This is a genomic window from Paenibacillus sp. AR247, from assembly GCF_002968895.1.
Classification (GTDB): Bacteria; Bacillota; Bacilli; order Paenibacillales; family Paenibacillaceae; genus Paenibacillus_AQ; species Paenibacillus_AQ favisporus.
This window is the reverse complement of sequence record NZ_PCZT01000009.1, coordinates 1,476,825-1,485,520: the sequence shown is the minus strand read 5'-3', so window position 1 is coordinate 1,485,520 and position 8,696 is coordinate 1,476,825. Positions and strand designations below refer to the sequence as shown.

The window sequence follows — 8,696 nt, the reverse complement described above, 5'->3', positions numbered from 1 at the left end:
TGAGGAGCTGGAGGACAAGGCGAAGCTGCTCGTCCTGCAAAAGGCCGAGGTCGAGAGCAAAAACCAGGAGGTCGAGGTTGCGAAGCAGTTCCTGGAGGAGAAGGCGGAGCAGCTTGCGCTGACCTCACGCTACAAATCGGAGTTTTTTGGCCAATATGTCGCATGAATTAAGAACGCCGCTCAATTCCCTCCTCCTTCTTGCAGAACAGCTTGCGGATAACCCGGATGAGAACTTGAGCGAACATCAGGTCAAATTCGCCAAAACGATCCAGGATTCAGGTCTGGAATTGCTGAACCTGATCAATGAAATTTTGGATCTGTCCAAAATTGAATCAGGCACCGTAACGCCGGACTTCAGCGAAGTGTCCCTCAAAGCGCTGACGGACAGCCTCGACCGGTCGTTCCGCCCGATGGTGGATAACAGCCTGCTTGAGTTCAGCATCAAGGTGGATCCGGACGTGCCGGATACGGTGGTTACCGATCAGAAGCGGCTGCAGCAGGTGCTCAAAAACCTCCTGTCGAACGCCTTTAAGTTCACGGAGAAGGGCCAGGTTACTTTGGCCCTGCGGCGGGCCAGCGAAGGATGGAGCAAGGATAACGAATCGCTGAACCAAGCGCCGAACGTGCTGTGCTTCTCGGTCAGCGACACCGGAATCGGCATTCCGGAGGACAAGCAGCAGATCATTTTCGAGGCGTTCCAGCAGGCGGACGGCAGCACGAACCGGGTGTATGGCGGCACAGGGCTCGGATTGGCCATTTCCCGTGAGATCGCCCAATTGCTAGGCGGGGAACTGACGCTCTACAGCGTCGTCGGCAAAGGCAGCATTTTCAACCTCTACCTGCCGGTCGACACGGAAATGGGGCCGCAGGAGGAGACGCCGAAATACGTGCCGGAAGTCATCGATGTCACGCCGCCGGAGCAGAAGCGTACCTTCAGCCGCAAGGCAGATGACGTGAACGACGACCGGGAGCGGATTGAGCCGGGAGATCGCGTCTTTCTCATCATTGAAGACGACGTGAAGTTTAACGAAATCCTGCTGGAGCTTCTGCACCGGAAGAATATCAAGGCCGTCATCACGACAAAAGGATCCGGCGCACTCGAGCTGGCGAGAAAATACCAGCCTGAGGCGATTACGCTCGATCTTCGCCTTGGCGACATGGACGGCTGGATGGTCATTGAGCACTTGAAGAACGACTTGGCAACCCGGCATATTCCGGTCTGCGTCATCACCGTCGAAGAGGATGAAGTTGAACTGCTCCGCAAGGGAGTCTATGAGTATGTCTGCAAGCCGGTCACCAACGAAGACCTCGAGAAGGCGCTGGATCAGCTGAGCCGGTTTGCCGCTGAACATAGCCGCAGCCTGCTGCTGGCCGCAACGGAAGAAGAGCGCTGCCAGGAATGGGCGGATCTTCTGGGCAGCGAGGATGTGCGGATCGTCATGGCGCAGACCGCCCGGGAAGCGCTCGAGACCTTGAAGAATGAGCATTTTGACTGCGTGCTCGCGGATAACGATTTGGAGGATATGAACGTTCTGCAGTTCGTCCGGGAAATGCAGAAAAATCCAAAGAACAAGCACACGCCATTGGTCTTGAACCGGAGCGTCAAATGGAACCATGACCAAGAGGAGGAACTGGAAGAGCTGACCAAATCCGCGGTCATCAAAGAGGTCAAGACGCCGGCCCAGATGATCGACGAGACGAGCCTGTTCCTGCACCGCAAGCCGGATGACCTGACAGAACAGGCGGGAGAGCTTGTGCGCAAGCTGTATCAATCCGACGAGATGATTCAGTATAAAAAGGTTACTGGTAGTGGACGACGACATCCGCAACATTTTTGCCTTGACTACCATCCTGGAGCGTCATCAGATGATGGTCGTTCCTGCCGAAAACGGTCACGAGGCCATTCAAATCCTGGAGCAGACGCCGGATATCGAGATCGTGCTGATGGACATCATGATGCCGGTTATGGACGGCTACGAAACGACGCGGGCGATCCGCAGCAAGTCGCAGTTCAAAGATCTCCCGATCATTGCTCTGACCGCCAAGGCGATGAAAGGCGACCGGGAGGAATGCCTGGAAGCCGGAGCATCCGACTACATTACCAAGCCGGTGAACAGCGCGCAGCTGTTGTCGATGATCCGCAGCTGGCTTGGAACGACGGCACCTGAGGAAGATGCCGGGCCGGACCAGGAGGAGTAGGAGGAACGGACATTTAAGAGATGTTTCCCGCTGTTTATGGTGGGAGGCATCTCTTTTTCTATTCTCGGAAATGTCCATATCACAATAAGCCCCTGTTCTTTGATCCTGTTTGGCGGGGAGATCGTGATTTCCAGGGATGTTTTGCCTTTCGGCGGAATGGTTAGACTCTTTATAGACGGGCTGCGGCCGCTTCATCGGCATCAACAGCACCCGGAGATGAAGACAATGACTACTACGCAGAAAGAAGGGCTTTCAATGAACGAATCTCTCAAATCCGTAACCGACTGGCTGAACGCGCATAAACAGCAGACCGTTATGATCCGCAAACAGGAGCTCGAGGACACCGACCAGACACGAATCACGCTGGAGGATGTGGAATACAAGCCGAGCACACCGACGATTGACGAATATACCGAAGGGGATTCGCTGATCCTGCACGGCAGCGGAGCTGTGGTGAACGAGCAGGGAGATATCCCGCTTCCGCAGAGCACATACCAAATTTACGTTGACGGGTTGAAGTACGCGGATGTGCAGGAGCAGCAGCTTTCCATGGAAACAGAACGGGCAAAATATGAAATTTTCATACAATCTTGAAAAATTTCAATAAGTATCTTTGCATATTCCAATAAATGTGGTAAAGTAAAAACTGACCTTATGACTGAAATTGAAAATTGGTCAGTTTTTGCTGATACGCGTTTAGATGGGAGGAGAACATCATAGGATCGGTCGACCGGAAGAAACAGGTGCTGGGCGCGGCTGCCCAGTCCTTTTCCTTGTTCGGGTACAAGGCGACGACGATGGAGCAGGTAGCGAAGATCGCTAATGTGGGAAAAGGAACGATTTATACGTTTTTCGATACGAAGGAACAGCTGTTTGACGAAATTCTGCACGGCGTCATCTCCGAAATGAAGACGATCATTGAGCGGGAAGTGGATCACCGGAAGCCGTTTTTCGACAACCTGTTCCGGGTTCTGGATTCCCTTCTGGAGTTCCGGGGGGAGCATGAGCTGTTGATCAAGCTCTCACAGGAGGTCAGAGACTTTGGCACGCCACAGTCCCAAGAGGCGATGAGCCGGGTGGAGGGTGTCATCCTCGGCTATATGGAGAAGGAAGTCCGGTTCGCGGTGGAGCAGCACGAAATCCGTGAATGCGATCCGTCCGTCGTCGCCTTCCTCATGCTGAAAATGTATGTCGCCTTGACGTCCGAATGGAACAAACAGCATCAAGAAACGTTAACCAAGGCGGAAATCAGACAGCACTTCCGGCTGTTTCTGGAAGAAGGGCTGTCTGTGAAATAACCGGGCATGCGTTATATCCCTTTATAAGAGCAGGGACCGCTGCGGCCTTTATCAGGCGCCACGGCGAAGTACCCGAGTACGTCTCGGAGCAATGGCCCCACGTTGTGGGGTCCTTTTGTCCGAAGTATTTCCGTATGCGCAAAACTGACCAATTGAAGAAATCAGTCAATGATACTCGGGAGTGTCTGAGTCATACTAAATAACGTAAAGGGGGAAGCCCGGAAACATGAAATCAATAGCCGTGTTTTTTAAAGATTTGGCGGCGGCCGTAAAGAATCCGAAAGTGCTCATTCCGGTCATTGCCGTCATGTTTATTCCGATTTTGTACAGCGGCGTATATCTGGCGGCCTTTTGGGACCCCTACGGTCATCTGGACCAGCTGCCGGTAGCGGTGGTCAACAAGGATAAGGGCGCCGAATTCAAAGGCAAGCAGCTCCACATTGGAGACGATTTGGTGGACGAACTGAAGAAAGGCAAGGACTTTGACTGGGAATTCGTCAGTGAAAAAGAAGCTGAGCAGGGAATCAAGGATAACCGCTATTATATGAAAATTACGATCCCCGAGGATTTTTCCAGCAAAGCGACGACGCTGATGGATGAAAATCCGCAGCCGGCCAGCATCGAATACGAGCCGAACGGAGACTACAACTTTGTGGCCTCCCAGATCGGCAATACGGCCGTAAAGGATATCAAGTCCAAAGTATCCGCGAAGGTAACGGAATCGTATACCGACAGCCTGCTGGACAATTTTACAGAGGTATCGGACGGTTTGGCTGAAGCCGGTGAAGGCGCGGGCAAGCTGCACAACGGTACCAATGATCTGGATGAAGGAGCCGTCAAGCTGAAGGAAAACCTCGGCAAGCTGGCGGCAGGCACATTGGAAGCAAAGAACGGCATGGGTCCGCTGGCCAAAGGGGCCAGCGACCTGACCAAAGGTGTAGGCGACCTGGAAGGCGGCGCCAAGCAGCTTGCCGGCGGGCTCAGCCAGCTGAGCAGCGCGCAGGGTCAGCTGACCGCAGGGGCCGTGTCGGCCCAGAAGGGCGGCGAGCAGCTGTATCAAGGGCTGCAGTCCTCGCTCAAGGGCGCCCAAGACCTGAATGCCGGTCTGAAGAGCGCCGATGAGGGCGCAGCCGGACTGGAATCCGGTCTGAAGGCGTCAGAGAAGGGAAGCGCCGATCTGGCGAGCGGCCTTGAATCTTCCGCAGGCAGCGCTCAGAAGGTCGCCGACGGCGCCAAAGGCGTGGCCGACGGCCTGCAGCAGCTGGCCAAAGCGAGCCCTGAGCTCGCGGCAAACCCTGAGCTTCAGAAGCTGATCGCAGCCAGCCAGGCGGTAGCCGACGGCAGCGCCCAGCTCGCGCAGGGTCAGCAGCAGCTGCTCAGCGGGGCGAACTCGCTGCATGACGGCCAGAAGAAGCTGGCCGGCGGCGCGGCCCAGCTGCATGCGGGCACGCAGCAGCTCAGCGCGGGCAGCGGGCAGCTCGTACAAGGCCAGCAGCAGCTCGTGGCCGGCGCATCCAAGCTGAATGCCGGCCAGCAGCAGCTTACGGCCGGCCTGCAAACGTTCGGCCAGAAGCTGTCCGAAGCGGCCGGCGGCAGCCAGAGCCTGGTGGGCGGCGCCCAGCAGCTTCTGGCAGGATCCAGCCAGCTGCAGGGCGGCGTGAACAAGCTGGCCAGCGGGCTCGGAACACTTGCCGACGGTTCGCAGCAGCTGAACAACGGCGCAGGTGACCTGAAGAGCGGCATCAGCAAGCTGGAGGACGGTTCGAAAGAGCTGCAGACGAAGCTGACGGACGCGGCGGATAAAACCTCCGAGCTCAAGAAGACCGATGCGCTTGTGGAAATGTTCGCTTCCCCGGTTGATACGAAGGAAATCGATGACCGCAAGGTGCCGAACTACGGCACAGGCCTGACGCCATACTTCATGTCGCTCGGCCTGTTCGTCGGAGCGCTCATTTCGACGCTGGTCATTTCGCTCAAAGGAACGACGGTTCCTGGCGCTTCCGGCTTCAGCCGGTTTGTCAGCCGCTCGCTGTCCTTCGCGGGCATGAGCTTGTTCCAGTCCGTGGTCGCGGCAGCGATCATTTTGTACGGACTGGGGCTGGAGGTTCGAAGTGTACCACTCTTCTTCCTCTTCTCCTTTATTACGAGCTTGACGTTTATGTTTATCGTGCAGGCGTTCGTCACCTGGCTGGATATGCCGGGACGCTTCCTGATCATCATCCTGCTGATTCTGCAGCTGGCAACCAGCGCCGGAACGTTCCCGCTGGAGCTGATTCCGGATTGGCTGAAGCCGCTGAATCCTTGGCTTCCGATGTCCCACAGCGTGCTCGGATACAAGGCGATTATCGCCAGCGGAGATTTCGATCTGGTGTGGAAGCAGGCAGGCATCCTGGGTATCGACGCCGTGATCTTCCTTGCTTTGACCCTTGTCTACTTCCTGATCAAGGGCCGCAAGGCGAAGGAAGTTCCTGCAGAGCCGCAAACGGCTTAATTGCACTCGCGATAACAATCCATTCACAGGAGTTCCGGTTCTTTCCATCGAAGGACCGGAGCTCCTTTTTCGCCTTATCACGCATAAGATGATACGGGTAGATTTCGGACATTGACGATATTGGGTATAATAAGAAGATACAGACAGGAATGAGGGTAGATAAAAAGATGATAATTCTGAAGACGAAAGACCAGATCAAGTACATGAAAGAAGCGGGCGAAATTTTGGCTGCCTGCCACCGTGAGATCCGCAAGATGATTGCTCCCGGCATCACCACTATAGAGATTGACCGTTTCGCAGAACAATTCATCCGCAAGCATGGGGCTACACCCGAGCAGAAAGGATACAACGGTTTTCCTTATGCGACCTGCACTTCGGTAAACGACGTGATCTGCCACGGCTTTCCGGGCAAAACGGTGCTGAAGGACGGGGATATCATTACCGTGGATATGGTGGTCAACCTGAAAGGCTGGCTGGCCGACTCTGCATGGTCCTATCCGGTCGGGAATATTTCCGAGCAGGCGCAGCGCCTGCTGGACGTGACGCATGAATCCCTGTACAAAGGAATCGAGAAGGCGGTTATCGGCAACCGGATCGGCGACATTTCGCATGCAATCCAGGTTTATGCCGAAGGTGAAGGCTTCTCGGTCGTACGCGATTTCATCGGCCACGGCATCGGGGAGGAAATGCACGAAGCACCGCAGGTTCCTCACTACGGGCCGGCGAATGTAGGTCCACGGCTGAAGGAAGGCATGGTGATTACGATCGAGCCGATGCTGAATACCGGCACTTACCGGAGCAAGATGGACAGCGACGGCTGGACCGCCAGAACGCTGGACGGCGGACTGTCGGCCCAGTACGAGCACACCCTCGCGATTACGGCGAACGGTCCGGAAATTTTGACAGCCCAATAAGCCGGCAACTTCTCTTTTTTGTATGGATTAACGCCGAAAGCTACCTGAAATAAATGGCAACGCAGATGATGATGGCCAGGACCACGGTCACCACGTACATGGAAGTCAGCTTGGACAGATTCTTCTTCGTACGATGCTCGTACTCCGGATTGCGTTTTTTATTTTCCGCAGAAAAACCGACCCAGAACGTCCCGACAGCAGCCAGCAGGGCGATCCCGATCACGACGATGTAAATCCACATATTTAATCACCTTTCTTGATCCCTGGCTGTTGGCATGACAGGAACGCATTCTTTGCTTCATCATACCACGCGCCGAAGGATCAGTGAACCCTTTGCTTGTACTTACCGGAGTTCACCATCGTAATGGTGACATCTACGTTCCTCAGCATCTCATCGGTTAGAATAAAATCAGACTTCTTGCTGAGTTCCCGCCATTTGTCGGGGTATTTCCGGTACAGCTTGTCTTCCAGCATCAGCACGTCGGATTTCAGGGTGACGCCTTTTTTGTAGCTGTCGATGACTTCCTTCTTTACTAGTTGGGCGGCCATTTTCTCCAGCGTCGACTCCGGCAGATCCTTGATCATCAGATCCACGTAGGATTTAAGTCCGATGCGAATGTCGAAATGAATCTTGTCGTTTTCCAGCTTTGGATCTACGATAAAATGCGGCTTCATCAGGATCAGGGTGGCTACGGGGGTCTGACCGACAGGAATATTGACGGGTGACCGTTCAAGCTGCCGCTGAATCCAGCGGGTTCCCTTCAGATCATCCTCCGAGAGCCATCCGCGAAGCTCTCGGTTGTCAAAAAAATAAGCGCCGGATACCCGAAGCATCGGGTGGTCCTTTTTATCCTCATACCAGTCCTTATAGTCAATCGTCAACGAAGGAAGAATTGCCGTCCCGCTCGGTTCTTTCAACTGGGCCAAAATTTTAACTCATAAATGGGCAGGATGAACGAACGCTGCGTATAAACCTGCTGCGGAGATTCCAACACGCTTTCCAGCGGAGAAAAAGTTCAGGATGGACTTCTCCGTCAGAATGTCCTGAATCGGATCTTTCGTCCCATACAGCAGCACGTTATAACGGATTTCCCGGTACCGGTTCAGCATGTCAAACACCTGGTCCATGCCATGCTTGAGCAGCCGCTCGGAACAAACGACCACTTTCATATGGCCCCAAAATACGCGGCGCTGAGCCGTCGAGTAGATGGATGTCAATGATTCGGTCACGGTCATCCCTTCCCCCGTGCCAATCCAGATCGGCACGACTTTGCCGACCTGGGCATTTTGGGATTGAGCGATATTGGAGAAGTTCAGCACCTGAACGTAGCTTTTATATTTTCCGTCCTCATAATCAAGCCCGATCGCCGTCACATAGGCCATATTCTGAATATCCTTGGAGTTCCAACAGCCCGGCAGGAGAAGCGTTAACGCACAGCATACAAGGAATAGCGCCAATCGTTTCATGTCGGGGACTCCCCTTGATGATCCGGATCCTGCGGATTCAGGAAGGAGGTGCGGCTCTTGACTTTATCCCACGGCAGCCGGATGACCGAGTTGATAAAATCCTTGAACCGGAATGGTGAAACCGGCGCAAGATAGGACTCTCCGAACGTCCGGAGCCGGGATACATAGATCAGCAGCAGAATCAGGCCGAGAATGAGGCCATACATACCCAGAAACGAGGCGATCAGGAACAAGGTGAACCGGATAACGCTAATGACCGAGGTTAAGCTTTGGTTCACCAAGGTCGCGCCAGTGACGGTCGTAATAGCGCCCACGACGACGGATGAC

Annotated in this window: 8 protein-coding genes and 1 pseudogene; 5 read left to right on the top strand and 4 right to left on the bottom strand. The window is 54.6% G+C overall.

The window, feature by feature from the left end; translation table 11 throughout:
- The 5 genes and pseudogenes from CPT76_RS42485 to map all read left to right on the top strand — a co-directional run.
- Positions 1 to 2,199 (top strand): annotated as a pseudogene (locus tag CPT76_RS42485) (response regulator); the annotation flags it as partial.
- A 255-nt stretch (positions 2,200 to 2,454) separates the two neighbouring features.
- Positions 2,455 to 2,793 carry a protein YmzB gene (gene ymzB, locus CPT76_RS36695; RefSeq protein WP_145156906.1) on the top strand — a complete coding sequence of 113 codons (339 nt, stop codon included), beginning with the start codon at positions 2,455 to 2,457 and terminating at the stop codon, positions 2,791 to 2,793.
- A 122-nt stretch (positions 2,794 to 2,915) separates the two neighbouring features.
- Entirely contained in the window at positions 2,916 to 3,497 is a 582-nt protein-coding gene (locus CPT76_RS15080) for a TetR/AcrR family transcriptional regulator (protein ID WP_105443472.1), read from the top strand.
- Positions 3,498 to 3,723: 226 nt separating this feature from the next.
- A complete protein-coding gene (locus tag CPT76_RS15075) occupies positions 3,724 to 5,988 on the top strand; it encodes a YhgE/Pip domain-containing protein (protein ID WP_105443471.1) in 2,265 nt (754 codons plus the stop codon).
- 167 nt (positions 5,989 to 6,155) lie between these two features.
- Positions 6,156 to 6,902, top strand: coding sequence for a type I methionyl aminopeptidase (gene map, locus CPT76_RS15070; protein ID WP_076169476.1), 747 nt, complete (start codon positions 6,156 to 6,158; stop codon positions 6,900 to 6,902).
- A 40-nt stretch (positions 6,903 to 6,942) separates the two neighbouring features.
- Here the strand turns inward: map and CPT76_RS15065 are convergent, their stop codons facing one another.
- From CPT76_RS15065 to CPT76_RS15055, 4 genes are all read right to left on the bottom strand, one after another.
- The gene (locus CPT76_RS15065) at positions 6,943 to 7,143 is read right to left on the bottom strand and encodes a hypothetical protein (RefSeq protein WP_105443470.1); all 201 of its coding nucleotides are present in this window, start codon (positions 7,141 to 7,143) and stop codon (positions 6,943 to 6,945) included.
- 80 nt (positions 7,144 to 7,223) lie between these two features.
- Positions 7,224 to 7,829, bottom strand: a complete 606-nt coding sequence (locus CPT76_RS39765) for a Ger(x)C family spore germination C-terminal domain-containing protein (protein WP_258168520.1) — start codon at positions 7,827 to 7,829, stop codon at positions 7,224 to 7,226.
- Between the two features lie 9 nt (positions 7,830 to 7,838).
- The gene (locus tag CPT76_RS39760) at positions 7,839 to 8,369 is read right to left on the bottom strand and encodes a Ger(x)C family spore germination protein (protein ID WP_258168519.1); all 531 of its coding nucleotides are present in this window, start codon (positions 8,367 to 8,369) and stop codon (positions 7,839 to 7,841) included.
- A partial coding sequence (locus CPT76_RS15055; RefSeq protein WP_181152861.1) for a spore germination protein occupies positions 8,366 to 8,696 on the bottom strand: 331 nt, incomplete at its 5' end. The genes CPT76_RS39760 and CPT76_RS15055, both read right to left, overlap by 4 nt.

What these genes read in the sequence shown, in the direction of transcription:
- ymzB (WP_145156906.1), top strand. Translation starts at nt 2,455, where the DNA reads ATGAACGAATCTCTCAAATCCGTAACCGACTGGCTGAACGCGCATAAA.
- CPT76_RS15075 (WP_105443471.1), top strand. Translation starts at nt 3,724, where the DNA reads ATGAAATCAATAGCCGTGTTTTTTAAAGATTTGGCGGCGGCCGTAAAG.
- map (WP_076169476.1), top strand. Translation starts at nt 6,156, where the DNA reads ATGATAATTCTGAAGACGAAAGACCAGATCAAGTACATGAAAGAAGCG.
- CPT76_RS15065 (WP_105443470.1), bottom strand. Translation starts at nt 7,143, where the DNA reads ATGTGGATTTACATCGTCGTGATCGGGATCGCCCTGCTGGCTGCTGTC.
- CPT76_RS39760 (WP_258168519.1), bottom strand. Translation starts at nt 8,369, where the DNA reads ATGAAACGATTGGCGCTATTCCTTGTATGCTGTGCGTTAACGCTTCTC.